We start from the raw sequence: 25,999 nt of genomic DNA, 5'->3' as shown, positions 1-25,999 counted from the left end.
CGTACTCGTGCGTGCGACTACTTGACGACCGTGATCCGGTCCGTCGCCGGCGGCGCCAGCGGCGCGTCGGCCGTGGAGTTCGCCGCGAGGTAGGCGTTGAACAGGTCCAGGTCGGACGGGCCGACCAGCTTGTTCGTGCCCTGGCCCAGCGCCGCGAAGCCGTCGCCGCCGCCGCCGAGGAACTCGTTCATCGCGACGCGGTAGGTCTTCGCCGGGTCCAGCGCCTCACCGTTCAGCTTCACCGAGTCGGTGACGATCCGGGCGGCGCCCGTCTTGGTCAGGTCCAGGGTGTAGGTGAAGCCCTTCGAGACCTGGAGGATCTTGATGGACGCCTCGTTGGAGCCGCTGACCTGCTGCTGGAGCGCGGTGACGATCTGCGCGCCGGTGAGGTCCACGACGTTCATCATGTTGGTGAACGGCTGGACGGTGAAGGCCTCGCCGTACGTGACCACACCGTCGCCCTCGCCGCCGGACGCGGCGTACACGAGGTCGGCCCGGATACCGCCCGGGTTCATGAACGCCAGCTGCGCCCCGCCCTTGTCGGCCGCGGACGTGCCCGCGAGCTGCGCGTCGGCGATGACGTTGCCCAGCGGCTGCTCGGGCGTGGCCGCGCCGCGGCCGTTGATGTCGGCGGAGATGTAGCCCTGCGGGGCACCCGCGATCGGCGCCGCCGTCTTGTTCCAGCGGGCGATCAGGTCGGTCATGTCCTTGGCCTTGGCCTGGTCACGGCTGACGACGTGGTTGGCCGACTGCACCTTCGTACGGACGATGTCCTTGGTCCGCAGGTCGTAGGTGAGCGTGGTGTCCGTGTAGACCTTGCCGAAGGACGCCGCCGAGGTGACCATGCGGTCGTTGCCCGCCGGGTCGGGGACGGTGCACGCGTACGCCTGGTGCGTGTGGCCCGTGACCAGCGCGTCGACCTTCGGCGTGATGCCCTTGGCGATGTCCACGATCGGACCCGAGATGCCGTCACCGGGGCCGGGGCTGTCGCAGTCGTAGTTGTACGAGGTGGAGGCCGGGGCCCCGCCCTCGTGGATCAGCGCGACGATCGACTTGACGCCCTGGCGGTCCAGTTCCTTGGCGTACTTGTTGACGGTCTCGATCTCGTCGTGGAACTTCAGGCCCTTGACGCCCTCGGCGGTGACGATGTTCGGGGTGCCCTCCAGGGTCACACCGATGAAGCCGACCTTGACGCCGTTCTTCTTCCAGACGGTGTACGGCTTGAGGACCGGCTTGCCGGACTTCTCGTACGTGGCGTTGGCCGCCAGGTAGGGGAAGTCGGCGCCCTTGAACTTCTTGCCCTTCTCGTAGCAGCCGTCCGTCGGGTGGCAGCCGCCCTTCTGAAGGCGGGTCAGCTCGGCGGACCCCTCGTCGAACTCGTGGTTGCCCACGGCCGTGACATCGAGGTCGATCTTGTTGAGGGCCTCGACGGTGGGCTCGTCGTGGAACAGCCCGGACAGCAGCGGGCTCGCGCCGACCATGTCACCGGCCGCCGCGGTGATGGAGTACGGGTTGCCCTTGCGCGCGGTGCGCAGCGAGGAGGCCAGGTACTCGACACCACCGGCGGGCACGGCCTTGACCGTGCCGTCGGCCTGTATCTCGTTCACATTCCCCGAGGACCCGGCCGGCGGCTCCAGGTTCCCGTGCAGGTCGTTGAAGGACAGCAGCTGGACGTCCACGGTGCGGGGCTTGGGGTGCCCGTGCCCGTGCCCGTGCCCGTGACCATGGCCGTTCCCGCTGCCCTGCGCCCCGACGGCTGAGGGCGCCGCGACGGCGAGAGCGCCGAATGTGGCAAGCCCGGCCACGGCGGCGAGCACCCGCCTGGCCTTGCGGTTGTTCTGCGGTGTCGCTGACATCGGTCCCCTTGTTGCTTCCGCTGTTAAGTTCCGTGTGAGGGAGAAGAGCTGCGAGCGGCAGCCTAGAGTCCACGCGCGTAGAGCAACAGGGGTGTTCGGGTTACGACCTGGTTGCCAATACCCGTCGACGGGCGGTCGACGGGCGGTCGTCGCCGAACGCACGGGAAACCGGGGGAACGCGCGGGTGCGCCGTACCCTCGACGCATGACTGATACCGCAGCCCTCGATCCGGGTCGGCAGATCGAGACCCTTGACGAGATCACCCCCGAGCAGGCACGGACCGTCCTCGAACTGCTCGACGCCGCCGCCGCGTCCGACGGTGTGCAGGCCGTGTCCGAGCAGGGGCGGTTGCAGTTGCGCGGCGGGCCGAGGGCCGGGGTGCGGCATTTCCTGCTGACCGTCGGCGGGGAACTGATGGGCTACGCCCAGCTGGAGGACACCGACCCTGTGGAGGCGCCGGCCGCCGAGCTGGTCGTGCATCCCTCGCACCGGGGGCGCGGGCACGGCCGGGCGCTCGGGGCCGCGTTGCTCGCCGCGTCGGGGAAGCGGCTGCGGGTGTGGGCGCACGGCGGCAAGTCGGCCGCCCGGCATCTGGCACAGGTGCTGGGGCTGACCATGTTCCGTGAACTGCGGCAGCTGCGGCGGCCGTTGGAGCCGCTGGACATCGCCGAGCCGGTCCTGCCCGACGGTGTCACCGTCCGTACCTTCGTACCCGGTCAGGACGAGGCGGCCTGGCTCGCCGTCAACGCCGCCGCCTTCGCCCACCACCCCGAGCAGGGCGGGCTCACCGAGCGGGATCTGGCCGACCGCGAGGCCGAGCCGTGGTTCGACCCGAAGGGCTTCTTCCTCGCCGAGCGGGACGGCCGGCTCATCGGCTTCCACTGGACCAAGGTGCACGCCGCCGAACACCTCGGTGAGGTGTACGTCGTCGGCATCAGCCCCGACGCGCAGGGCGGCGGGCTCGGCAAGGCGCTGACCGCGATCGGGCTCCGGCATCTGGCGGCGCAGGGCCTGCCGACCGCGATGCTCTACGTCGACGCGGACAACACGGCGGCCGTGACGGTGTACGAGCGGCTGGGCTTCGCGACGCACGAGGTGGATCTGATGTACCGCACGGAGTCGTAGAAGAGCCTGGTCAAGTAGGGCGAGGGGCGGTGGAGTTGACACCGCCCCTTCTCCGTCCCATGCTTTCACTACTTCCCTAGCGAAAGGGTGCTTGCGGGTGATCGAATTCCGCATCGACCGGCGCAGCGGGGTCGCCACCTATCTCCAGATCGTCCAGCAGACCAAACAGGCCCTGCGGCTCGGCCTGCTGGAGCCCGGCGACCAACTGCCCACGGCCCGCGAGGTCGTGGAGGCCACCGCCATCAACCCCAACACCGTGCTCAAGGCCTACCGCGAACTGGAGCGCGAAGGGCTCGCCGAGGGCCGCCGCGGGCTGGGGACCTTCGTACGCGGCACGCTCGGCGGCGGCGCCGCCGACAGCCCGCTGCGGGCCGAACTCCGCGCCGAACTCGCCACGTTGACCGAACGGGCCCGGGACGGCGGGCTGGAGAGGGACGACCTGACCGCCCTCTTCGAATCCGTCCTCGCGGAGCACTTCACGACGAACACCGCGACCGGCACCACCTCCGGCACCACGACCGGCATCACCACGGGCACCACGACAGGCACCACGACCGGCACCACCAAGGGGGAACACTGATGACAGCGGCGGCGATCGAGGCCACCGGCCTCGGCAAGCGCTACCGGAAACGGCGCGGCTGGGCTCTGCGCGAGTGTTCCTTCCGGGTCCCGGAGGGCCGCGTCTGCGCCCTCGTCGGCCCCAACGGCGCCGGCAAGTCCACCCTGCTCGCCCAGGCGGCGGGAGTGCTCCCGGCCACCGAGGGCGCCATCCGGGTCCTCGGCGAACGCCCGGCCGACGCCCGCGAACGCCTCGCGTACGTCGCCCAGGACAAGCCCCTGTACCGGCAGTTCACGATCCGCGACACCCTGCGGATGGGGCGCGAGCTGAACCCCGGCCGCTGGGACGCCGGGACCGCCGAGCGGATCGTCGCCGAGGGACGGCTCGACCCCGCCGTACGCGTCCGTACACTCTCCGGCGGCCAGCGCACCCGCGTCGCACTCGCCCTCGCGCTCGGCAAACGGCCCGAACTCATGCTGCTGGACGAGCCGATGGCCGACCTCGACCCGCTCGCCCGCCACCAGCTCATGGGCACGCTCATGGCCGAGGCCGCCGCGCACGGCACCACCGTCGTGATCTCGTCGCACATCCTCAGCGAGCTGGAAGGCACCTGCGACTACCTGCTGCTCGTCGACGACGGCCGGATCCGCCTCGGCGGCGAGACCGAGGACCTGCTGGGCGCGCACCGGCTGATCACCGGCCCCGTACGCGACCTGGCACCGCACACGGTCGTGGAGTCCCGCACCACCGGCCGCGGGCTCACCGCCCTGATCCGCCCCGACGGACCGGTCGCGCACGACTGGCAGACCGTGGAACCTTCCCTGGAGGAACTGTTGCTCGCCCACCTGCGCTCCCCCGGCGCGCCCGTCCTGCTCACACCGAGCGCGGAAGCACGGAGCACCGAGCGGCCAGTGGCGGTGACGGCATGAGCACCCTGACACCGCACGGCCCGGCCTGGGTCGCGATACGGCAGCACCGCCCCGCGCTGTGGACGGCCCTGCTCCTCATGGTGCTCGCCGTCGGCGGCTGGATCGCGGCCCGTGTCTGGGTCGGCTCGACGGGATTCATGGCGAGCTGCGGCAAGGGATGCGGCTTCTCCACGAACGCGGCCGGCTGGTTCCGCTGGGCGGAGAACTACGTCGCGGGCACGACCATCCTGCTGCCGCTCCTCGTCGCCGCCTTCACCGCCGGGCCGCTGATCGCCCGCGAACTGGCATCGGGCACCTACCGGCTCGCCTGGACCCAGTCGGTGTCACCCGCCCGCTGGCTCGCCGTCCGACTCGCCTGCGCCGCCGCGCTCGCCACCGCCGGCACCGTCCTGCTGGTCATCACCTTCCGCTGGAGCAGGTCCTACACCCAGACCGCGCCGGAGGCCTCCACACTCTCCCCGCTGTCCTGGGACGACCGCGAGGCCTTTCCCGCCATGGGGCCGACCGCCGTCGGCTACGTCCTGCTGGCGGTCGCCGTCGGCGCGCTCGCGGCCGTACTCGTGCGGCGCACCCTGCCGGCGATGGCCGCCGGCCTGGTCGCCACGGCGGGAGTCGGGCTGTTCTTCGCCTGGATGCGGCCCCACCTGTGGCCGACCCTCACCGTCGAGGGGAAGGGGATGGGCACGGCACTGACGGACGCGTCCCAGCCCTGGATCGTTCAGTACGGCGTCATCCTGGCCGACGGCAGCCGGATGAACAGCGAAGAGTGCTGGGACATGGGCTACGCCAAGTCGCCGTGCGGCTCAAGGTCCCCGGATCTCATCGGCTTCGCCGACTACCACCCCACCTCGCACTTCTGGCCCCTCCAGCTCGTCGAGACCGGCATCGTGCTGCTGCTCGCAGCGGCGTGCGTCTTCGCCGCTTTCAAGGTATTGCGCCGCCTTCACGGCTGATCCCGGCCGCGCGCAGGGGCCCGTCCGCCACCGGGGAGCGGACGGGCCCCCGCCCGTCCCGCCCCGCCCCGCTTCCCCTGCACGTCATGTCGCCGTTACCGGCCATTCAGACGCGCTTGCGACCCTCACGGAATGCAGCCCGCTGTGCCCCCCACTCCGAACGGCAGGTTCTACCTCGCCCCCGCCGGCTCCGACGCGCCTGTCGTGCCCTCCGCGCGGAACAATGGAGGTATGAGCCAGCAGCCTGCCGAGACCCCGGTCCACCCGCAGCCGTCCGTCGGGTCCATCGCCGCACACCGGCCGCACACGGTCAGCGCCGCCGTGTCCGATCTGGAGCCCGACCTCGACGCCGATCTCGACTCGTACGAGCAGGACGAGGACCCGGAGGGCGGCGTACTGCCCCAGGGCCGGTTCCTGGACCGTGAACGCAGCTGGCTCGCCTTCAACGAACGCGTGCTGGAACTGGCCGAGGACCCGGCCACCCCCCTACTCGAACGGGCGAACTTCCTCGCCATCTTCGCGTCCAACCTGGACGAGTTCTTCATGGTCCGCGTCGCCGGCCTGAAGCGCCGCATCGCGACCGGCGTCGCCACCCGATCGGCCTCAGGGCTCCAGCCCCGCGAAGTGCTCGACCTGATCTGGACCCGGTCGCGGGAGATCATGGCCCGGCACGCCGCCTGTTTCCAGCAGGACGTCTCCCCCGCGCTGGCCGACGAGGGCATCCATCTGATCCGCTGGGGCGATCTCACGGAGAAGGAGCAGGCCCGCCTGTTCACCCTCTTCCGGCAGCAGATCTTCCCCGTCCTGACGCCCCTGGCCGTGGACCCGGCGCACCCCTTCCCGTACATCTCGGGGCTCTCCCTCAACCTCGCCGTCGTCGTCCGCAACCCCGTCAGCGGCCACCGGCACTTCGCCCGGGTCAAGGTCCCGCCGCTGCTGACGCGCTTCCTGGAGGCGTCCCCCCAGCGGTACGTGCCGCTGGAGGACGTCATCGCGGCACACCTGGAGGAGCTGTTCCCCGGGATGGAGGTCCTGGCGCACCACATGTTCCGGGTCACCCGCAACGAGGACCTGGAGGTGGAGGAGGACGACGCGGAGAACCTCCTCAAGGCCCTGGAGAAGGAGCTGATGCGGCGCCGCTTCGGCCCGCCGGTGCGCCTGGAGGTCGAGGAGTCGATCGACCCGTACGTGCTCGACCTGCTCGTCCGCGAACTGAAGGTGTCCGACGCCGAGGTCTATCCGCTGCCGGGGCCGCTGGATCTGACCGGGCTGTTCGGCATAGCCGCGCTCGACCGGCCGGAGCTGAAATTCCCCAAGTTCATCGCGGGCACGCACCGCGACCTCGCGGAGGTGGAGTCCGCGTCCGCGCCGGACATCTTCGCGGCGCTGCGGGAGCGGGACGTCCTGCTGCACCACCCGTACGACTCGTTCTCCACCTCCGTCCAGGCGTTCCTGGAGCAGGCGGCGGGCGACCCGGACGTGCTGGCGATCAAGCAGACGCTCTACCGGACGTCCGGCGACTCCCCGATAGTCGACGCGCTGATCGACGCCGCCGAGTCCGGCAAGCAGGTCCTGGTCCTCGTGGAGATCAAGGCCCGCTTCGACGAGCAGGCCAACATCAAGTGGGCGCGCAAGCTCGAAGAGGCCGGCTGCCATGTCGTGTACGGGCTGGTCGGGCTGAAGACGCACTGCAAGCTGTCGCTCGTGGTCCGGCAGGAGGGCGAGACCCTGCGCCGCTACAGCCATGTCGGCACCGGCAACTACCACCCCAAGACGGCACGGCTCTACGAGGACCTGGGCCTGCTCACGGCGGACCCACACGTCGGGGCGGACCTCTCCGACCTCTTCAACCGGCTGTCGGGCTACTCGCGGCGCGAGACCTACCGCCGGCTGCTCGTCGCGCCCAAGTCGCTGCGCGACGGGCTGATCACCCGGATAAACAAGGAAGCGGCGCACCACCGTTCGGGCCGGCCCGCCTATGTACGCATCAAGGTCAACTCGATGGTCGACGAGGCCGTCATCGACGCGTGCTACCGGGCGGCGCAGGCAGGCGTGCCCGTCGACATCTGGGTGCGCGGCATCTGCGCCGTGCGCCCCGGCGTACACGGTCTGTCGGAGAACATCCGGGTGCGCTCCATCCTCGGCCGCTTCCTCGAACACTCCCGGATCTTCGCCTTCGGCAACGGCGGCGAGCCCGAAGTGTGGTTCGGCAGCGCCGACATGATGCACCGCAACCTCGACCGCCGTATCGAGGCACTGGTCCGGGTCACCGACCCGGCCCACCGCGCGGCCATCACCCGGCTTCTGGAGACCGGCATGGCGGACGACACCGCCTCCTGGCATCTGGGCGCCGACGGCGGCTGGACCCGGCACTCCGTCGACGCGGACGGACAGCCGCTCAGGCACGTACAGGAAATGCTCATTGACGCCCGGAGGCGCCGGCGTGCAGCACCATGAAGCAGACACCGTCGGCTCGGTCGGTACGGCTCAGCCCTCCCACCCCAACGACGCCTTCGAGGCGACCGCGGGGCAGGTGCTCGCCGGGTATCTGAACACCCGCTGCGGGGACTTCCTGCGCAGCCTGCGGCTGTACGGGGAGAGCGGCTCCGACACGGCCGCCGCCGAGGAGGCGGCGTCCGCGCTGCGCTGCTCCGCGCGGCGGATCGCGGGCAGCCTGCACACCTTCCGGGTGCTGCTCGACCCGGTATGGGCGGACCAGCTCCGCACGGAGCTGGGCTGGCTGTCCGGCACCCTCGCGCAGGAGTACGCGTGCACGGCCCGGCTGCACCGGCTGGTGTCGGCGCTGGCGCGGCTGTCGGGGACGGTCCCCAGCCCCCGTAACACCGAGAGCGCTCCGGCCGCGCCGGGGGCGCTGACCGTCGGGGCGTCGCGCGCCGGGGCGCTGCTGGAGCGGCAGTTGACACTCGCGCGTACGCGGTCGCACTCGGCCGCGCTCCAGGCGCTGGGCTCGTCCCGCTTCCACGCGGTGGCCGACGCCGTCGCCGTACTGGCCTCCGAGGTCCCGCTGGCGCCGGTCTCGGGCGCGCCCGCCGCCGAGATCCTGACCGCGCCGCAGAGCGCGGCGGAGCGAAGACTCCTCGACGCCGTGTCCACGCTGCCCCTGGCGCGCGCCGCCCACCCGTACAACGCGGAGGCCCTGGTCCACGGCCTCGCCACCCCCTCGGACGGCGAGGCCCAGGACGCGCCGTGGCACCAGGTGCGGCTGCTGCTCAGGCTGCACCGGTACGCCCAGGAGGTCCGCCACGCGGGCGGCGCCCCCGACCCGGTGCTCGCCGAAGCCGGCCGCGCGCTGGACCGCCACCGCGACGCGGCCGAGGCCGCAGCCGCCTCGGCGAACGCCGCCCGTACCCCCCGGATCGCCCCGGCGACGGCGTACGCCCTCGGCGTGCTGCACGCCGACCAGCGCCACGAGGTGGAGGCGGCACGCTACGACTTCCAGCAGATCTGGACCCGCCGAACGGTACCCACACCATGACCGACACCGACGGCCCCCACACCCGCACCATCCTCGCTGCGGGCTGCGTACTGTGGCGAAAGTCCCCGTACCGGGCCGACGGCACAGAGATCTGCCTGGTCCACCGGCCGAAGTACGACGACTGGTCCCACCCGAAAGGCAAGCTGAAGCACGCGGAGGACGCCCTGGCGGGGGCGCTGCGCGAGGTCCTGGAGGAGACGGGCCACCACTGCGCCCCCGGCGCCCGGCTCGGCACCGTCAGCTATCTCGCCAACGGCCGCCCCAAGCAGGTCGTCTACTGGGCGGCCGAGGCGACGGACGGCGAGTTCGCGGCGAACGACGAGGTGGACCGTATCCTCTGGCTCCCCCCGCCCACGGCCCGCGACCGGCTGACCCAGCCGCGCGACCGGCTGCTGATCGACGCGCTGCTGGAGTCACTGCCGGCGTGAGACCGGCCGCTCAGCCGCCGACCTGCTGCACGGAGGTCGGACCGAGCTGCTTGGCGCTCGCGTACTCCGGCATCGACATGGGCTTGTCGAACAGGAAGAACGACTGGTTCGTGCCGACCGTGAACTCGATGTAGGCGCCGGTCGTCGCGTCGAAGCCGTAGTACGCGTTGCACATCGAGCCCGCCGAGTAGACGCCGTCCATCCCCGGCAGCGACACGACCACGCTGCCCTGGCTGGAGCGGTCCACCTTCTCCGTCGGGGTGAGCATCTCGCAGCGCGCGACGGGCAGGCCCTTCATGATGAAGTACCCGTACTCGCCCTTGGCGTTCTGGATGTAGACGTAGCTCAGCTTGCCCCGCTTGCCCCACGTCTTCACCCACTTGTTGATGGCCTCACGCGTCGGCGAGTACTCCATCCTCCCGGCGGGCTGGTTCGCCACGAGGTGGTCGTAGTTCTCCTGCTTGGCCTTGGTCTCCTTGCTCTGGCTGGAGTCGTCGTCGCAGGCCGTCAGACCCGCCCCCAGGGTGAGCGCCGCCATGGACGCCACGACGGCGCGAATGATCGTCTTCATGCTGTGCTGCCCCTTTCCCGGGTCGCTGGTCGCTGATCGCTACCGCTCGGCGCAGACCGTGTGGTCGTCCTCGGCATCGAGGCGGTACGGCAGATCCTGGTCACGGAAGGGCGCGCGGTGCTCCTGGGCGGCCTTCGCGTTGTAGTCGTTGACCGACTCGACGCGCGCCGCCTTCAGCGCCGTGACGGACTGGTCGATCTGGGTCCGACGGGCGTCCGAAGCGGCCCCGCGCTCCTCCGCGAGCGCCTGGATCGCGCCCTCGGCGTTCTGCACGGCCTCGCACAGATCGAAGAACTCCTGATAGGTCGACTGCCGGAACGCCCCCGACCCGACGGTGTTCGCCCGCTCCTGCGCCTGACCCCGGAACGGCTCGGTGATCCACCCCGCGCCCCCGAGGACGAACGTGCCGATCACCCCCAGAACCGCCAGCGCGACGATCCCGCCCCCGATCCACGTACTGACCCGCACTCCCTCTCGTACGACCCCCATCGCCATCCCTCCTTCACTCGGCCGACGACCGTCCTCCGAGTGTGGTCGCCGTTGGACCGGCAGCCCATGGGAGGGAGTTGGGAGCTGGATGGAATGAGCGCGCGTACGGGTCACCCGGGCCGTCGTCGGCGTGGGCCGCCCCACCCACCCGGTAGCCGCGGGGCCGCGCCGGGAATCCGTTCCGCGAGCCGGTCGAACCACACCTCCGTACGCGGCACGCGCAGGACGAGATCCGGCCCCAGGAGCCAGGCCCGATTCGCCACCCCCGAGACCAGGGGGAGCACATTCTCGGCGTGCACGCCGTGTCGAGCCGCGATCAGGACCGAAGCCGCACCAGGCTGTCCGTCACGGTTCACCTTCCGTTCACTCCCATCCGTCAGCCACTTCACCTGATCTGCCTAATTTCGGCCTTACACGGTGACCGGCACACCGCCGGACCCACCAACTCGACGCACGCCGCCGTAGAAGTGCGAAAACCCGCACACAGGCGGCTTCTGGAAGGAACACCCGAAGTGAAGCTTCAGCGCAAGAACCGGCTGCGCGCCACCGCGCTCGGTGCCCTCGCCGTCTCCGGCGCCCTGGTTCTCACGGCGTGCGGCTCCGACGACAACACCAAGGACACCGGCACCGGTGACAGCACCGCCGCCGCCTCCTCCATCAAGTGTGACGACGCCAAGGGCCAGATCCTTGCCGCCGGATCGAGTGCCCAGAAGAACGCGATGGACCTCTGGGTCAAGAACTTCCAGCAGGCCTGCGCGGGCGTCGAGATCAACTACCAGCCGATCGGTTCCGGCGGCGGCATCACCAAGTTCACGCAGGGCCAGGTCGCCTTCGCGGGCTCCGACTCCGCCCTGAAGCCCGAGGAAGTCACCGCCTCCGAGGAAGTCTGCAAGGGCGGCAAGGGCATCAACCTCCCGATGGTCGGCGGCCCCGTCGCCATCGGCTTCAACGTGCCCGGCGTCGACAGCCTCGTGCTGGACGGCCCGACCCTCGCCAAGATCTTCGACTCGAAGATCACCAAGTGGAACGACGAGGCGATCGCCAAGCTCAACCCCGACGCCAAGCTGCCGGCCACCGCGATCCAGGCGTTCCACCGCTCGGACGAGTCGGGTACGACGCAGAACCTGAACAAGTACCTCAAGGCCGCGGCCCCGGCCGACTGGAAGTACGACGACAGCTCGAAGTCGTGGGAGGCCAAGGGCGGCCAGGCCGCCAGCGGTTCCTCCGGCGTCGCCTCCAGCGTCAAGGACACCGAGGGCGCCATCGGCTACTTCGAGCTCTCCTACGCGACCGCCAGCAACCTGACCACCGTCAAGGTGGACACGGGCGCCGGCACGCCGGTCGAGGCCACCACGGAGAACGCGTCCAAGGCCATCGCCGCCGCCAAGGTCAAGGGCACGGGCAACGACCTGGCCCTGGAGCTGGACTACGCCACCAAGGCCGAGGGTGCCTACCCGATCATCCTGGTGACGTACGAGATCGCCTGCGACAAGGGCAACAAGGCCGAGACCCTGCCCAGCGTCAAGGCGTTCCTCAACTACACCGTCAGCGAAGAGGGCCAGAAGGTCCTGAGCGACGCCGGTTACGCGCCGCTCCCGACCGAGATCGCGGCCAAGGTCCGCGAGATCGTTCCCACCCTGTCCTGACCCCCGGACGTGGCCGGCCCCCGAGCGGGGCCGGCCACGTCTTCCGGTGCACCGCCGCCAGGAGCCGTCACGCGGCTCCGCAGACCGGAGAAACGATGGATACAACTACCGCTCCCCCCACCGACGCACCACCACCGCCGCCGCCACCCCTCTTCGACAAGGGCACGCCCAAGGCGAAGAAGCAACTCGGTGACCGGATCTTCCTCGGCCTGTCCCGGGGTTCCGGCATCACCCTGCTCGTCATCATGGCCGCCATCGCCGCGTTCCTCACGTACCGCGCGATGCTCGCGATCTCCAAGGACGAGACGAACTTCCTCACGACCTTCGAGTGGAACCCGCAGGGCGAGCCGGTCTCGTTCGGTATCGCCGTCCTCGCCTACGGCACCGTGGTCAGCTCGATCATCGCCATGGTGATCGCCGTCCCGATCGCCATCGGCATCGCGCTGTTCATCTCACACTTCGCGCCCCGCAGGCTCGCCGCCCCGATCGCCTACCTGGTCGACCTGCTGGCAGCCGTACCGAGCATCATCTACGGCCTCTGGGGCGCCGTCTTCCTCGTCCCGTATCTCGACGGCCTGAACAAGTGGCTGGACGAGTACTTCGCCTGGACGTACATCTTCGACAAGACCAACGAAGGCGTCGCGCGCAACCTGTTCACCGTGGGCATCCTGCTGGCGATCATGATCCTCCCGATCATCACGAACGTCATACGCGAGGTCTTCCTCCAGTCGCCGAAGATGATCGAGGAGGCCGCACTGGCCCTCGGCGCCACGCGCTGGGAAGTGATCAGGATGGCGGTCATCCCCTTCGGCCGCTCCGGCATCATCAGCGCCTCGATGCTCGGTCTGGGCCGCGCCCTGGGCGAGACGATGGCCGTCGCCGTCGTCCTGTCGCCGAGCTTCCTGCTCTCCTTCCACATCCTCGACGCGGGCGGCGGCACCTTCGCGCAGAACATCGCCGCGAAGTTCAACGAGGCGAACGGCTTCGGCCGGGACGCCCTGATCGCCTCCGGCCTGGTCCTCTTCGTCATCACACTGCTGGTCAACGGCGCGGCCCGCGCGATCATCGCCCGCCGCAAGGAGTACTCGGGGGCCAACGCATGAGCCACACGCTTCAGGACAAGCGGCCCCCGCTGGCCGCCCCCCAGGGCCCGCTCTCCGGTGCGCGTATGCCGCGCTGGGCCCCCCTGGCCATCGCCGCCGGCTCCGCGGTTCTCGGCTGTCTGATCGGTCTGGTCGCCGGGCTGGACAGCAAGATCCAGTGGGCCCTGCTGGCCGCGCTGGTCTTCGTCGCCGCCACCTACCTGATCACCGCCAAGGTGGAAGGCAGCCGCCAGGGCAAGAACCAGGTCGCGACCAGCCTCGTCTGGGTCTGCTTCCTGCTGGCGGTCATCCCCCTGCTGTCGCTGGCCTGGACCACCATCAGCAAGGGCGCCGGGGTCGTGGACGGGTACTTCCTGTCCCACTCGATGAGCGGACTCCTCGACACGGACGAGGGCGGCGGCGTCTACCACGCGCTGCTCGGCACCATCGAGCAGGTCGCCATCGCCGCGGTGATCGCCACGCCGATCGGTCTGCTGACCGCCGTCTACCTGGTGGAGTACGGCACCGGGAAGCTCTCCCGCGCCGTCACCTTCTTCGTGGACGTGATGACGGGTATCCCGTCGATCGTCGCCGGTCTGTTCATCCTCTCGACGTGGAACCTGATGCTGGGCTTCGGAGTCTCCGGCTTCGCCGGCGCCCTGGCGCTCTCGATCCTGATGATGCCCGTGGTCGTACGCTCCACCGAGGAGATGCTCAAGCTCGTCCCGAACGAGCTGCGCGAAGCCTCCCTCGCCCTGGGCGTACCCCAGTGGCGCACGATCCTGAAGGTGGTCCTGCCGACCGCGATCGGCGGTATCACCACCGGTGTGATGCTCGCCATCGCGCGTATCACCGGCGAGACCGCGCCCGTGCTGCTGCTCGTCTTCGGTACGAAGCTGATCAACCCGAATCCGTTCGAAGGCGCCCAGTCGTCCCTGCCGCTCTATGTGTTCGAGCAGTACTCGGTCGGCACCGACGCCTCGCACGCCCGCGCCTGGGGCGCGGCCCTCGTGCTGATCGCCTTCGTCATGATCCTGAACCTGGTGGCTCGCGGCATCGCCCGCTGGAAGGCCCCGAAGACCGGCCGCTGAGGCCCCGAAATCCGGCTCCGCCGAGCGGGGTCACGCAGAAAGCAGTGATTGAAGATGGCCAAGCGAATCGACGTCAGCGGACTGACCGCGTTCTACGGCACCCACCGGGCGATCGACGACATCTCCATGACCGTCGAGCCCCGCTCCGTGACGGCCTTCATCGGCCCGTCCGGCTGCGGCAAGTCCACGTTCCTGCGCACCCTCAACCGTATGCACGAGGTCACGCCCGGTGGCCGCGTCGAGGGCAAGGTCCTGCTGGACGACGAGAATCTGTACGGCGCCAACGTCGACCCGGTCGCGGTGCGCCGCACGGTCGGCATGGTCTTCCAGCGGCCCAACCCGTTCCCGACCATGTCGATCTTCGACAACGTCGCGGCGGGCCTGAAGCTCAACGGCAAGTACCGCAAGAACGAGCTGGCGCACGTCGTCGAGAAGTCCCTCAAGGGCGCCAACCTCTGGAACGAGGTCAAGGACCGCCTCAACAAGCCCGGTTCCGGCCTCTCCGGCGGCCAGCAGCAGCGCCTGTGCATCGCCCGCGCGATCGCGGTCGAGCCGGACGTGCTGCTGATGGACGAGCCGTGCTCGGCGCTCGACCCGATCTCCACGCTCGCGATCGAGGACCTGATCGGTGAGCTGAAGGAGCGCTTCACGATCGTCATCGTGACGCACAACATGCAGCAGGCGGCGCGCGTCTCGGACCGTACGGCCTTCTTCAACCTGTCGGCCGTGGGCCAGCCCGGCAAGCTCATCGAAATAGACGAGACGGAGCGGATCTTCGCCAACCCGTCCGTGCAGGCCACGGAGGACTACATCTCCGGCCGCTTCGGATAGGCACCGGCGCCGAAAGCCGTCCTGCGGTGCTGCATGGCGGTGCCACCGCAGGCCGAAGGGCCCGCCCCCTCTCCCAGGGGGCGGGCCCACTTCTGTTGTGTACGGGGTTGGGGGGCCGGCGTCAGCCGAAGGCCAAATTCACGATCCAGAAGCTGATCGCAGCGACGAGGGCCGCCGCCGGCATCGTGATGAACCAGCCCAGGACGATGTTCTTCGCGACACCCCACCGCACCGCGTTCACCCGCTTCGTCGCGCCGACGCCCATGATCGCCGAGGTGATGACGTGGGTCGTCGAGATCGGCGCGTGGAAGATGAACGCCGAGCCGAACATGATCGACGCGCCCGTCGTCTCCGCCGCGAACCCCTGCGGCGGATCCAGCTCGATGATCTTGCGGCCCAGCGTCCGCATGATGCGCCAGCCGCCCGCGTACGTACCCAGCGACAGCATCACCGCACAAGCGATCTTCACCCACACCGGGATCTCGTCGCCCTGGCCCTCGACATCGGCGATGACCAGCGCCATCACCACGATGCCCATCGTCTTCTGCGCGTCCTGGAGCCCGTGTCCGAGCGCCATGCCGGCCGCCGAGACGGTCTGCGCGATACGGAAGCCGCGCTTGGCCTTGTGCGGGTTGGCGTGCCGGAACATCCACATGATGGCGACCATCACCAGATAGCCGATGACCAGACCGACGATCGGTGACAGGAACATGGGGATGACGATCTTCTCCAGCACCCCGGTCCAGATCACGTCCGTCCCGCCGGCGAGCGCCGCGCCCACCATGCCGCCGAAGAGCGCGTGCGAGGAGGAGGACGGCAGGCCGTAGTACCAGGTGACCAGGTTCCAGACGATCGCGCCGACGAGCGCGGCGAAGAGGATCCCCATCCCTCGCTGCCCGTGCGGTGTGGCGATCAGTCCCTCACTGACGGTCTTGGCGACCCCCTGGCCGAGAAACGCGCCCGCGAGATTCATCACGGCGGCCATCGCGAGCGCCGCGCGCGGTGTCAGCGCGCGCGTTGACACCGATGTCGCGATGGCGTTCGCGGAGTCGTGGAAGCCGTTCGTGTACGTGAAGCCGAGCGCGACTCCGATGGTCACGATCAGGGCGAAGGTGTCCACGTGGTTCAGGACTCCTTGACCGCGATCGTCTCCACCGTGTTCGCGACGTGCTCGAACGCGTCCGCGGCCTCCTCCAGCACGTCCACGATCTGCTTGAGCTTCAGGACTTCCATGGCGTCGTACTTACCGTTGAAGAGCTGGGCGAGCAGTTTGCGGTGGATCTGGTCGGCCTGGTTCTCCAGGCGGTTGACCTCGATCCAGTACTCGGTGAGATTCGTCATCGTCCGCAGGTGCGGCATCGCCTCCGCGGTCAGCTCCGCCGCCCGCGCCAGCACCTCGATCTGCTGCTCGACGCCCTTGGGCAGTTCCTCGACCTGATAGAGGACGACCAGGTCGACGGCCTCCTCCATGAAGTCCATGATGTCGTCGAGCGACGAGGCGAGGTTGTAGATGTCCTCGCGGTCGAACGGCGTGATGAAGGAAGAGTTCAGCTGGTGGAAGATCGCGTGCGTGGCATCGTCCCCCGCGTGCTCCGCCGCCCGCATCCGTTCCGCGATCTCGGCTCTGGCGGAGGAATCCGCTCCGAGCAGTTCCATGAGGAGCTTGGAGCCCGTGACGATGTTGTCCGCGGACGCGGCGAACATGTCGTAGAAGCTCGTCTCCCTGGGGGTCAGACGAAAGCGCACGGGGGATCCTCGGGTTACATCGGATTCGGTCAGGCTGATGCTAAGCGCATCATCCGGCCACGGCTAACCGGCGTCCATCAGTGTGCTGCATAGGACACGACGATCATGACGTGCCCCTGCCCCTGCGCGAAAGACTGGGTATCATATACCTACCTGGGGTATTTTCGCCCCTTTCGGACATCCCTCACGAACACCCCACCAGGAGGACGCGATGACGACCACCGAGGCGGCAGGCGCGGCGACCAACGACGCGACCTCCGGTACGGCCCCGACCGCCGGCACCGCCGGCACCGTCGGCGACGAGATCATCACCGACCACGATCGCGGTGTGCACGGCTACCACAAGCAGAAGGACGAGCACCTGAAGCGGCTGCGCCGGATCGAGGGGCAGATCCGCGGGCTCCAGCGGCTCGTCGACGAGGACGTCTACTGCATCGACATACTCACCCAGGTGTCGGCCTCGACGAAGGCCCTTCAGTCCTTCGCGCTCCAGCTCCTGGAGGAACACCTGCGGCACTGCGTCGCGGACGCGGCGGTCAAGGGCGGCGACGAGATCGACGACAAGGTGCAGGAAGCGACGAAGGCCATCGCGCGCCTGCTGCGTACCTGACCCCGACCGCCGAGGGGGATCGCCGCCGGCTCAGCGGCACGACGATCTCTCACCGCGGTCCGCGCGCACCTTCAGGACCTCGTCGATACGGTCCGGGCTGAGCCGTTCACCGTCCGCGGCCGACGCCGCGATCATCAGCTCTCCGCAGAGTTCGATCTCGGCGAGGGCCACGTGGTCGTGGACGGTCGGCGTGCGCAACAGAGCCACGTGCGTTCACCTCTTCCTACCGGTGTCGTCTTCCTGGCGGTGTCGACTGCCGACTTCCTAGGGTAAGGAGGGTGAGACGTGACGCGCATGGCACGTCCGGACCATTTACACCTTGATCTTCCCGGTGAAGATCTGGTCCTTCGGGGGGAGCCGCACCCCGACGGCGACCCCGAATTCGTACAGCAGTGTGGTCGAGGCAACAGCGACCGTACGCCCCTGATTCCGGTAGCTGAACTGGTGTCTGACCTTGCGTAGCCGCCCCTCGCCGTCCAGATAGACATCGAACGGCACGACGTCCTCGGCGAAGCCCCGCGCCGCCGCCGCCAGCGCCTCGCGCGCGTACGGCGCCGCCCGCTTGGCCGCCCGCGCGATGTCCGTGACACCCCGGTAGTGCGTCACGCGCACACCGGCCAGCTCCTGCTCACCGACGAGGACCACGTCCTGCGCGGCGCGCAGCAGTTCGGCGGCGGTCAGCGGATCGGTGGCGCCGCCGGTGACCAGATTGCCGTCGGCGAGGGTGGTCGAGTCGAGCATGACCCACTTGTCGTCGGGCACCCCGGCGCCCCGGTTCTTCATATAGAGGGCGGCGGGCGCCAGCAGTTCCGAGATCGGCCGGTGCTCGTCGGCGCCGGCCGGGTCCTTCGGCAGCACGACCGAGAGCTGCCCCATCCGCTTACGGAAGTCGTACCGCCCCTCGCCCCTGATGGTCACGCGCGTCCCGCCCGTCGCCATCACCAGCGACGTCTCCGCCTTGGAGCTGCCGGCCGCGACCAGCACGTCGGCGGCGCCACGGACCGCGCCCGGATCGTCGAGGGGCCGGTCGGCGCCGGCCACGGCGCCCTCGCTCCCGGAACAGCCGGTGGTCCCGGCCACGACTCCCACCATCGTGACGGCAGCGGCGACGACCGCCACGCCTCTGCGTCTGCGCTGCTGCACCATCGCCTGCCAACCCCCAACGCCTTACCGTTGCTTGCCGTGCCGCCGTCGTCCGCCGTCGCCTGCTGTCATCCGCCATCAGGTGCCATCAGGTGCCATCGCGTGCCCTCACGTGCCCGAGAGGCGTCCTGTCCCGATAACGACGCCCCGCGCGCCTCGTCACGCACCACGGCGGGCCGCGAACGCACGCGCGAGTACGGTGGAGAAGTGCGCGAGCAAGAAACCTCGGACCCGCCCACCTCCTCCCACGCCCCCCACTCCACATCGACTGTCGAGCGCGGCTCGTTCGCCCTCGCCCGCTGCGAGTGCGGCTGGTCGGGACCGGCCAGGCGCTCCCGCGACCGGGCCAGAGCGGACGCCGCGTCGCACGAGACGGCAGACTGACATCACCGACATCACTGCCATTGCGCAGGCACCGGGGGAGGACGGCCCATGGAACGGCGCACACTGCTGACCGGCGCGCTGGCCGTGACAACGGCCGGCGCGGTGAGCGCGTGCACGAGCGACGGCGGAGACAGCTCGCCGGGCTCCACCGCGAACAAGCCCCCGCCACAGCGCACCTCCCCCAGCCCCACCCCCACCGCCTCCCCTTCCTGGGGCGCGCTCGCCTCGGGGCTGGACGGTCAGCTCGTACGCCCGGAGGACAGCGCGTACGCGACGGCCCGCCAGCTCTACAACACCCGCTTCGACGCTCTGAAGCCCGCGGCCGTCGCCTATGTGGCGGGCGAGGACGACATCCGGGAGTGCCTGGCCTTCGCCCGTACGCACGGCACACCCGTCTCGATCCGTAACGGCGGCCATTCCTACGCGGGGTGGTCCAGCGGCGACGGCCGGCTCGTCATCGACATCTCCTCGCTCGACGGCCTCGGCGACGCCGCGTCGGACGGGGTGATCGGCGCGGGCGCCAAGCTCGTGGACATCTACCGCGCGCTCGCCCGGCGGGACCGTACGATCCCCGGCGGCTCCTGCGCCACCGTCGGCATCTCCGGACTCACCCTGGGCGGCGGGCACGGGGTCGTCTCCCGCGCGTACGGTCTGACCTGCGACAGCCTCACCTCCGCGACGATCGTGACCGCCGACGGCCGGCGCCTGACCGCCGACGCCGAGCAGCACCCGGACCTCTTCTGGGCCCTGCGGGGCGCCGGCAACGGCAACTTCGGCGTCGTCACCGAGCTGCGCTTCCGGACCCACCCCGCCTCCACCGGCGTGGCGGCGAACCTCAACTGGCCCTGGTCAAAAGCCCGTTCGGTGCTCGCGGCATGGCAGGAGTGGGGCCCCGACCAGCCGGACGAGATCTGGTCCTCGCTCCATCTCGCGGTCGGCGCGGGCGGCGGCGCGGACCCGACGGTCTCGGTCTCCGCCTTCACCCTCGGCGCCGAGTCCGACCTCAAGAACGCCCTCGACCGGCTCGCCGACCGCGCGGGCTCACCGGCGAGCTTCGTCTCACTGCGCCCGCGCGGCTACGAGGAGTCGATGCTCGCGTACGCCGGCTGCGCCGGATTCAGCGAGGACCAGTGCCGGCTGCCGGGCACGACACCCGGCCGCGACGAGGACGGTGCGCTGCGACGGGAGACGTACGCCGCGACCTCGGACTTCTTCGACCGTTCGCTGTCGCCGGCGGGCATCGCCGCCGTGCTGTCGGCCGTGGAGGACTTCAGCCGGATCGAGGCCGGCGACGGCGCGGGGTCGGGCACGGTCGCGCTGACCGCGCTCGGCGGCGCGATCAACCGCGTCGACTCGCTCGCGACGTCCTTCGTGCACCGGGGCTCGCGGATGCTCGCCCAGTACGTGGCGTCCTGGCAGCCCGGCACTCCCGGCACCTCACAGCGGGCATGGCTGAAAACCAGCCAAGATTCGCTACGGCGCCACGCCTCCGGCGCGGCGTACCAGAACTACACGGACCCGGCGCTGGCGGACTGGCGCACGGCGTACTACGGCAAGGCGGCCCCCCGCCTGAAGCAGCTGAAGGCCCGCTACGACCCGAAGCGCCTGTTCGACTTCCCGCAGGCGCTCTGACGTCAAGGACTACGCGGCGAGGTTGTTGTCGTCGGGCCGCGGCTCGGGGATGCCGAGTGGCCGGGTCCCGGGCGTTCCTGCCGCCGCCGCGGCACCGGCGGCCTCGGCCTCGGCCCGGTCGGCGTCGCGCGCGGCCCGTGACCGTACGAGCAGCCCCGCCCGCCGCGACCGGCAGACCGCCGACACCAGCGGGGTGAGCAGCGCCATCGCGAGGGGCGCGAGGAGCAGCACCACGGCCGTACCGAGGGCGAACCCGCCGATCACGTCGGTCGGGTAGTGCACACCCACATAGATCCGGCTGAAGCCCGCGACCAGCGCGAGGCCGATCGCGACGAGCCCGAATCTGCGGTGCGCGACGAAGATGCCCGCGGCCAGGGCCATGGCCATGGTCGAGTGGTCGCTGACGAAGGAGAAGCCGCCCTTGCCCGCCACGAGGACATCGAGCCCCATGTGGTCGACGAAGGGCCGGTCGCGCCCGACGAACTCCCGGATCGGGATGTTGATCAGCAACGCGACACCGGCGGCCAGCGGCGCCCACAGCAACCCGGCGACGGCGGCCACGGAATCCTCGGCCGCTCCCCGCCGCCGCACGCTCCACCAGCACCAGAGCGTGACCAGGACGAGCCCGATCATGATCCCGTACTCGCCGGCGAACTCCATGCCGCGGTCGAACCACCCAGGAGCCGACCCGGCCAGCCCGTTGATGTCGTAGAGCAGGCTGACGTCGGGGTTCGACCCATCGATCGCGAGTCCAGCCATGTGCTGCGGCCCCTTGCCTTGTCGCCCACCACGACACGCCTCCGGGCGTATCGCTTCCACCAACCCTCGTGGTACCTGCGGTCAGTGCTGCGCGATCAACGCCACAGCCCCAGTCCAGGGAACGGCCTGATTCCCCTACAGGTTCCAGTCTTCACCGGACGATCTCCAGGACGTTATCGAAGAGTGACACATCGTCCCAGCTCAGAGGGGTGAACGAACGGATAATTCCGGCCACGCGCGCCCCGGACGAGGCCCGACTCCACCCTTCCGGACGTCAACGCGCCGCCGCCCTTAAGCCCCGTCGGTCCGACGTCCCGTCAGCCGTTTTACGTACCGGCCCTGCGCTCGGTGGGCAGACCGGTCGGCAGCGATTTCGCGCCGTCTTCGGTGACTCTGGTCGCTCCGAAGTAGTCGGGGGTATCGATTTTGTCGAACCGGATCACGGCACCGGTGTACGGCGCGTTGATCATGTATCCGCCGCCGACGTAGATCCCCACATGCCGGATGGCCCGCGAGTTGGTGAGGTCGTCGGAGAAGAACACCAGATCGCCGGGCATGAGCTCGTCCCGCGAGGGGTGCTCGCCGGCGTTGTACTGATCGTTGGCCACACGCGGCAACTCGATGTCGACGGACCGGTAGGCGGCCTGCGTCAGCCCGGAACAGTCGAACCGGCCCCCCTGCTCGGGAGTGCCGTTGCCGCCCCACAGATACTTCGTGCCGAGCTTCTGCTGCGCGTAGTAGATGGCGGCGGCGGCCTGCCGGGAGGGCTCCACGCGGCCGACGGGGCGGGCGAAGCTCTGCTGGAGGGTGGTGATGACCTTCACATAGTTCTGCGTCTCCGCGTACGGCGGGACGCCCCCGTACTTGATGACCGCGTACGCGCCCGCGTTGTACGCCGCGAGCATGTTCTTCGTCTGATCGCCCGGCACATCGTCGACGTACCCGGCGAGTTTGCAGTCGTACGACGCGGCCGACGGAATCGCGTCCTCCGGGTCCCAGACGTCACGGTCGCCGTCCTTGTCCCCGTCGACCCCGTGCGCCGCCCAGGTCCCCGGGATGAACTGCGCGATGCCCTGGGCCTGCGCCGGGCTCACGACGTCGGGGTCCCAGCCGCTCTCCTGGTACAACTGCGCGGCGAGCAGCGCGGGATTGATCGCGGGACAGAGATTGCCCCACTCCTGCACCAGCCGCTGATACTTCGCGGGCACGGCCCCCTTGGCCAACCCGACGGCCCCGCCACCCCCCGCACCACCGGCGAGCCCGGCCGCGGCGGAGTACGTCCCGACGACGAGCAGCGCGATGAAGCCCAGGCTCAACCCGAGCCCGACCGCGCCGGCCATCCAGAATCTACGCACCCCTCAACCCTCCCCCATCCGGGCCACGTTCACCGCTATTTTCCCGCCTGTCGTGTCGGCCCTATTCGGACACGCCTCCGGAGGGCATCCACGGCCACGGGAACGACTGTGCCACAGGGGGTGGGAGGGGTGCGGAGGGGTGCTGACTGTGGATCAGGTGGGGGGTGGGGGTGTGGTGGCGGACCAGAAGTCGTCGTGGATGTCGGGACGCTGGGGGTATCCACCTTCGCGGTGCGGGGTGTTCGGCTCGGTCTTGGGATCAGCGACGTCGGACTCGGTGAAGCAGGGGGTGGTGATGGAGAAGAAGAACTGGCCTTCGCCCGCGACGGCCACGCTCATGCGAAACCCGTCCGGAGTCGCCGCGTAGATGGCGGGCAGCTCTTCGTCCGCATCCACGCTGGTGATCTCATAGCCTCGCGACTTCCAAGCGCGCTCCACGACACCGAGCAAACTGCCGCGTCGCTCCTTTGAGACCACAGTCATGATCGCTGCTCGACGCTTCACCGAACCCGTGCCGAGGGAGTCGTTCTTGAAGTCGGTGCACACCTTGTCGCTCGACGGACCATGGTTCCAGCGAAGCTCCGGCCGTACCGAATCGATTGTCTGCTGGACAATCCTGTCCGCTCTCTCGGCGGCCTCCTGCATGTTCATATCCGACCGCTTCCCCTCCGGAGCATCCGTATTTGGCGTAAGTCCGCATCCGGCCACAGCAAGCAGCAGCGGAACGCAAACGGCTCGCGCAATTCTCATCGTGGATCCTGCATGCTGATGTCCTGTCCTCTACCGGCAACGATCTTGGCGACATTCCGAGCGGATACCTCATCACGATCCGGGTCGAAATAGTTGGAGTGCGCGTCAACCCCGCCCATATCCATCACCGGCCGTCTCCCCTCATCCACCCTGAATCTCCTCGCCCCGAAATCCTCGTGCGCCGGGTCCGTCCCGAACCAGATCTCGCTCTTCTCCGTCTGCGCGTCCTGCGCGAAATACGCCATCGTCGCGCCACCCGCCCCGCCGAGCGCCGCCCCCACCGGGCCGCCCAGCGCCGCTCCCACCGATGCGCCGCCCAGCGCGCCCATTCCCATGCCCTGCGCCTCGCCCTTCGCCGGCATACGCGTCACCGGGTCGTTCTCGGCCGCGCCCACATAGACGTGCGCTCTGCCCACCCCCAGGTCGTCCGCGGAATCCGCGCCCGTTCCCGGGCTGCCCACCAGCACAATGTCGTCCACGCCCGGAATACCGCCGTTCCGCTGGGCGGCCTGGCCCACCGTCAGGGAGCCGTAGGAGTGGCCCATGGCCGTCAAATGCGGGTCGTCGTTCCCGTTCGTCGCCGCGATTCCCGCCATGAAGTCCCCGTACGCCGCCGCCCCCGCCGCCGCGTTGTCGGTGAACATGACGTCCGTATTTCCCGTGATGTCATTCACCGAAAGCTGCGGCGCGTCATAGCCGAGCCACACGATGGACGCCGTCGAACTGTCGTACTCAGACGCACCCAGCATGGTGTCTCTCGCCCGCTTCAAATCGTTCTCCGCGAACGCCTCGTCCAACCCCGTCCCCAGCCCCGGCACATACGCCGACACATTCCGCGCCGTATCCGGATTCCCGTACGAAACGATCGCCCGCCCATTCCCCTCGTCCCCGATACCCAGCAGAAACATCGGCGGATGCCCGCCGGCCCGCAACTGGCTGTCGATGGATCTCAGTCCCGCCAGCATCGTCCGCGACCTGTCGTCCTCCGCGCCCGCCAACTTGCCCATCAGCAGCGCCAGGTTGTCGCGGTTCGCCGCGTCGCGGACCGGGGAGGGGATGCCGTCCAGGTTGCCGATCACGTCCGGGTGGACCGCCAGGTACTCCTCCCTCTGTTCCGCCGTCAGGCTCTGCCACCAAGCCAGGCGTTCCGGCGCCGTCGCGTCGAGGGGGATCGCGGCGCGGAGGTAGTCCGCCGTCAGCGCGCGTACCGCCGCCGCGTCCGCGCTCGCGTCCGTCCACATCGCGTCCGTGACGTGCAGACCCTCCTGCGCGGTCAGCTTCCGCAACGTGCCCGCGTACCGCGCGTCGATCTCCGCCGCCTCGCTCAGCGCGCGGGCGATCCGGTCCGCGATGGCCTGCGCCTTCGCCGCGAGGGGGTTCGGGCTCGTGAGCCCCGGCGGCGGGGCGGACCGCAGATACGCGTGGCCCGACGCCGTACCGCCCCGGAGTTCCTCCTTCGTGTGCGGGTCCTCCCCGGCCGCCGGATAGCTCACCGCCCCGTCCGGCCGCACGGTGAACTTCAGGCCCGCCGCCTCCTCCAGCGCGTCCCGGAGCTGCCGTTGTGTACGACGCAGGTCCTGGGCGAGGCTGTTCAGCGTCGTACGGACCAGTCCGCACTCCGTGTAGATGTACGACAGGTTCCGCCCCAGCGCCCGCAGCCGGCCGACCGCCGCCCGCGCCGCCTCGCCCTCCTGAGTCGCGGTCAGCCCCGCGAGGAGCCCTTTGTCGATCCGGTCGCGTGCCGCGTCCGCGCGGTTGCTGGCCTTGCCCCAGCCGTCCGCCGCGCCCTCCAACTCGGCGCATCTCACGTCCCGTAACTGCGCCCAGGTCAGCCCGCCACTCACCGGCGTCACCGCACTCGCCGGGCCGAGCGGGCTCAACGACCCGCCCCCGCGTCGACCCCCGCCAGCCCCGACCTGACCGCGCTGTCGTGCTCGCCCTGCGTCTTCGCCACCGCGCGCAGCCGGCCCCCGAGGCTTCCGCACTCGTCGCGGGCTGCCTCGATGCGCCGTTCCCACGACGTACGTACGGTGCCCAGGACCGCGACGACGCTCAGCCCGTCGCCGCAGCCCGCCACGCCCTCGTGCGCCGTTTCGAACTCCGCCCTGAGGTACGACATCTGTGTGCGCATCACCTCGGCCCCGCCCGCCGCCCGGGTCCAGGGCCCGTCGCTGTGCCTCAGCCGCTCCCCCGGCGCCGACGGTGCCGCGTCCGCCTCGTCGGCCAACGCCCGCAAACCGCCCGCCGTGCCTGCCATGCCCGCCATGCCGCCCGTCCTTGTCCACTGGTGTCCGGGATGTCGGGTGGCACTGTCCCAACCCGGGACGGGGTCGATGAGGTGCGGAAGATCCGGCCGCCGCGGGGCGGGAGGGCGAGAAGCCCGCTCCCCGTTGGCATCGGACGCCTTCGACAACAGGCGGGCGCTCCGGGCAGGTTCACCCGTACGGTGGGCCCGGCTTCCGATCGCGGGCCGCACGGGCGGGGCGGGGATGGCGCACGGATGGCGCACGGACGCAAAACCGCGGCGGGCTCAAGAGTGCACAACGCCAATCATTGCCCGGAGT

The 25,999-nt window shown here is 69.9% G+C and carries 26 protein-coding genes; 14 read left to right on the top strand and 12 right to left on the bottom strand.

Going from position 1 to position 25,999, the window contains the following annotated elements; genetic code table 11:
• Positions 1 to 17: 17 nt before the first annotated feature.
• Positions 18 to 1,856: a bifunctional metallophosphatase/5'-nucleotidase gene (locus tag ACFYNU_RS11410; RefSeq protein WP_356596386.1), complete on the bottom strand. Its 1,839-nt coding sequence runs from the start codon at positions 1,854 to 1,856 to the stop codon at positions 18 to 20.
• Positions 1,857 to 2,060: 204 nt separating this feature from the next.
• Here ACFYNU_RS11410 and mshD point away from each other — a divergent pair, with 204 nt between their 5' ends.
• The 7 genes from mshD (at position 2,061) to ACFYNU_RS11375 (ending at position 9,346) form a co-directional block, all read left to right on the top strand.
• Positions 2,061 to 2,981: a mycothiol synthase gene (mshD, locus tag ACFYNU_RS11405; RefSeq protein WP_356596388.1), complete on the top strand. Its 921-nt coding sequence runs from the start codon at positions 2,061 to 2,063 to the stop codon at positions 2,979 to 2,981.
• Positions 2,982 to 3,078: 97 nt separating this feature from the next.
• Entirely contained in the window at positions 3,079 to 3,561 is a 483-nt protein-coding gene (locus ACFYNU_RS11400; RefSeq protein WP_356596390.1) for a GntR family transcriptional regulator, read from the top strand.
• Positions 3,561 to 4,469: an ABC transporter ATP-binding protein gene (locus ACFYNU_RS11395; RefSeq protein WP_356596392.1), complete on the top strand. Its 909-nt coding sequence runs from the start codon at positions 3,561 to 3,563 to the stop codon at positions 4,467 to 4,469. Before ACFYNU_RS11400 ends, ACFYNU_RS11395 begins: the two co-directional genes overlap by 1 nt.
• Positions 4,466 to 5,422, top strand: coding sequence for an ABC transporter permease (locus ACFYNU_RS11390; protein ID WP_356596394.1), 957 nt, complete (start codon positions 4,466 to 4,468; stop codon positions 5,420 to 5,422). Before ACFYNU_RS11395 ends, ACFYNU_RS11390 begins: the two co-directional genes overlap by 4 nt.
• Before the next feature lie 231 nt (positions 5,423 to 5,653).
• A complete protein-coding gene (locus ACFYNU_RS11385) occupies positions 5,654 to 7,879 on the top strand; it encodes an RNA degradosome polyphosphate kinase (protein ID WP_356596396.1) in 2,226 nt (741 codons plus the stop codon).
• Entirely contained in the window at positions 7,866 to 8,918 is a 1,053-nt protein-coding gene (locus ACFYNU_RS11380; RefSeq protein ID WP_388765898.1) for a CHAD domain-containing protein, read from the top strand. The genes ACFYNU_RS11385 and ACFYNU_RS11380 overlap by 14 nt, the downstream gene beginning before the upstream one ends.
• On the top strand, positions 8,915 to 9,346 hold the full coding sequence (locus ACFYNU_RS11375; RefSeq protein WP_356596398.1) for an NUDIX hydrolase: 432 nt from the start codon (positions 8,915 to 8,917) through the stop codon (positions 9,344 to 9,346). The genes ACFYNU_RS11380 and ACFYNU_RS11375 overlap by 4 nt, the downstream gene beginning before the upstream one ends.
• Before the next feature lie 10 nt (positions 9,347 to 9,356).
• On the opposite strand, the gene ACFYNU_RS11370 is transcribed toward ACFYNU_RS11375, so the two are convergent.
• Together ACFYNU_RS11370 and ACFYNU_RS11365 are read right to left on the bottom strand one after the other, a co-directional pair.
• A complete protein-coding gene (locus ACFYNU_RS11370; RefSeq protein ID WP_356596400.1) occupies positions 9,357 to 9,917 on the bottom strand; it encodes a hypothetical protein in 561 nt (186 codons plus the stop codon).
• A 39-nt stretch (positions 9,918 to 9,956) separates the two neighbouring features.
• Positions 9,957 to 10,406, bottom strand: a complete 450-nt coding sequence (locus tag ACFYNU_RS11365; protein ID WP_356596402.1) for a hypothetical protein — start codon at positions 10,404 to 10,406, stop codon at positions 9,957 to 9,959.
• A gap of 512 nt (positions 10,407 to 10,918) precedes the next feature.
• Between ACFYNU_RS11365 and pstS the strand changes: the two genes are divergently transcribed.
• The 4 genes from pstS (at position 10,919) to pstB (ending at position 15,056) form a co-directional block, all read left to right on the top strand.
• Entirely contained in the window at positions 10,919 to 12,052 is a 1,134-nt protein-coding gene (gene pstS, locus ACFYNU_RS11360) for a phosphate ABC transporter substrate-binding protein PstS (protein ID WP_356596404.1), read from the top strand.
• Between the two features lie 95 nt (positions 12,053 to 12,147).
• Positions 12,148 to 13,155 carry a phosphate ABC transporter permease subunit PstC gene (gene pstC, locus ACFYNU_RS11355; RefSeq protein WP_356596406.1) on the top strand — a complete coding sequence of 336 codons (1,008 nt, stop codon included), beginning with the start codon at positions 12,148 to 12,150 and terminating at the stop codon, positions 13,153 to 13,155.
• Entirely contained in the window at positions 13,152 to 14,225 is a 1,074-nt protein-coding gene (gene pstA, locus ACFYNU_RS11350) for a phosphate ABC transporter permease PstA (RefSeq protein WP_356596408.1), read from the top strand. The genes pstC and pstA overlap by 4 nt, the downstream gene beginning before the upstream one ends.
• 54 nt (positions 14,226 to 14,279) lie before the next feature.
• Positions 14,280 to 15,056 carry a phosphate ABC transporter ATP-binding protein PstB gene (pstB, locus tag ACFYNU_RS11345; protein ID WP_356596410.1) on the top strand — a complete coding sequence of 259 codons (777 nt, stop codon included), beginning with the start codon at positions 14,280 to 14,282 and terminating at the stop codon, positions 15,054 to 15,056.
• A gap of 121 nt (positions 15,057 to 15,177) precedes the next feature.
• On the opposite strand, the gene ACFYNU_RS11340 is transcribed toward pstB, so the two are convergent.
• Positions 15,178 to 16,176, bottom strand: a complete 999-nt coding sequence (locus ACFYNU_RS11340; RefSeq protein WP_356596412.1) for an inorganic phosphate transporter — start codon at positions 16,174 to 16,176, stop codon at positions 15,178 to 15,180.
• 5 nt (positions 16,177 to 16,181) lie between these two features.
• The gene (locus ACFYNU_RS11335) at positions 16,182 to 16,802 is read right to left on the bottom strand and encodes a DUF47 domain-containing protein (protein ID WP_069627297.1); all 621 of its coding nucleotides are present in this window, start codon (positions 16,800 to 16,802) and stop codon (positions 16,182 to 16,184) included.
• Between the two features lie 211 nt (positions 16,803 to 17,013).
• Between ACFYNU_RS11335 and ACFYNU_RS11330 the strand changes: the two genes are divergently transcribed.
• Entirely contained in the window at positions 17,014 to 17,412 is a 399-nt protein-coding gene (locus ACFYNU_RS11330; protein WP_356596414.1) for a metal-sensitive transcriptional regulator, read from the top strand.
• A gap of 30 nt (positions 17,413 to 17,442) precedes the next feature.
• Here ACFYNU_RS11330 and ACFYNU_RS11325 read toward each other — a convergent pair whose 3' ends face one another.
• Both ACFYNU_RS11325 and ACFYNU_RS11320 read right to left on the bottom strand, forming a co-directional pair.
• Entirely contained in the window at positions 17,443 to 17,619 is a 177-nt protein-coding gene (locus tag ACFYNU_RS11325) for a hypothetical protein (protein ID WP_167756134.1), read from the bottom strand.
• 105 nt (positions 17,620 to 17,724) lie between these two features.
• The gene (locus tag ACFYNU_RS11320) at positions 17,725 to 18,558 is read right to left on the bottom strand and encodes a hypothetical protein (RefSeq protein ID WP_356596416.1); all 834 of its coding nucleotides are present in this window, start codon (positions 18,556 to 18,558) and stop codon (positions 17,725 to 17,727) included.
• Positions 18,559 to 18,762: 204 nt separating this feature from the next.
• Between ACFYNU_RS11320 and ACFYNU_RS11315 the strand changes: the two genes are divergently transcribed.
• Together ACFYNU_RS11315 and ACFYNU_RS11310 are read left to right on the top strand one after the other, a co-directional pair.
• On the top strand, positions 18,763 to 18,939 hold the full coding sequence (locus ACFYNU_RS11315; protein ID WP_356596418.1) for a hypothetical protein: 177 nt from the start codon (positions 18,763 to 18,765) through the stop codon (positions 18,937 to 18,939).
• Positions 18,940 to 18,987: 48 nt separating this feature from the next.
• Positions 18,988 to 20,571 (top strand): FAD-binding oxidoreductase, encoded by a 1,584-nt coding sequence (locus ACFYNU_RS11310; protein ID WP_356596420.1) that lies wholly within the window; start codon positions 18,988 to 18,990, stop codon positions 20,569 to 20,571.
• Positions 20,572 to 20,580: 9 nt separating this feature from the next.
• Here the strand turns inward: ACFYNU_RS11310 and ACFYNU_RS11305 are convergent, their stop codons facing one another.
• From ACFYNU_RS11305 to ACFYNU_RS11285, 5 genes are all read right to left on the bottom strand, one after another.
• Positions 20,581 to 21,330, bottom strand: a complete 750-nt coding sequence (locus ACFYNU_RS11305) for a phosphatase PAP2 family protein (RefSeq protein WP_356596422.1) — start codon at positions 21,328 to 21,330, stop codon at positions 20,581 to 20,583.
• Between the two features lie 326 nt (positions 21,331 to 21,656).
• Complete coding sequence (locus ACFYNU_RS11300) at positions 21,657 to 22,670, bottom strand: bifunctional lytic transglycosylase/C40 family peptidase (RefSeq protein ID WP_356596452.1); 1,014 nt, start codon at positions 22,668 to 22,670, stop codon at positions 21,657 to 21,659.
• 168 nt (positions 22,671 to 22,838) lie between these two features.
• Entirely contained in the window at positions 22,839 to 23,336 is a 498-nt protein-coding gene (locus ACFYNU_RS11295; protein ID WP_356596424.1) for a hypothetical protein, read from the bottom strand.
• Between the two features lie 95 nt (positions 23,337 to 23,431).
• A complete protein-coding gene (locus tag ACFYNU_RS11290; protein ID WP_356596454.1) occupies positions 23,432 to 25,288 on the bottom strand; it encodes an alpha/beta hydrolase in 1,857 nt (618 codons plus the stop codon).
• Positions 25,289 to 25,311: 23 nt separating this feature from the next.
• On the bottom strand, positions 25,312 to 25,701 hold the full coding sequence (locus ACFYNU_RS11285) for a hypothetical protein (protein ID WP_356596426.1): 390 nt from the start codon (positions 25,699 to 25,701) through the stop codon (positions 25,312 to 25,314).
• Positions 25,702 to 25,999 lie beyond the last annotated feature (298 nt).

Source organism: Streptomyces sp. NPDC006643 (assembly GCF_042870175.1).
Classification (GTDB): domain Bacteria; phylum Actinomycetota; class Actinomycetes; order Streptomycetales; family Streptomycetaceae; genus Streptomyces.
This window is presented reverse-complemented; position numbering and strand designations above follow the sequence as displayed.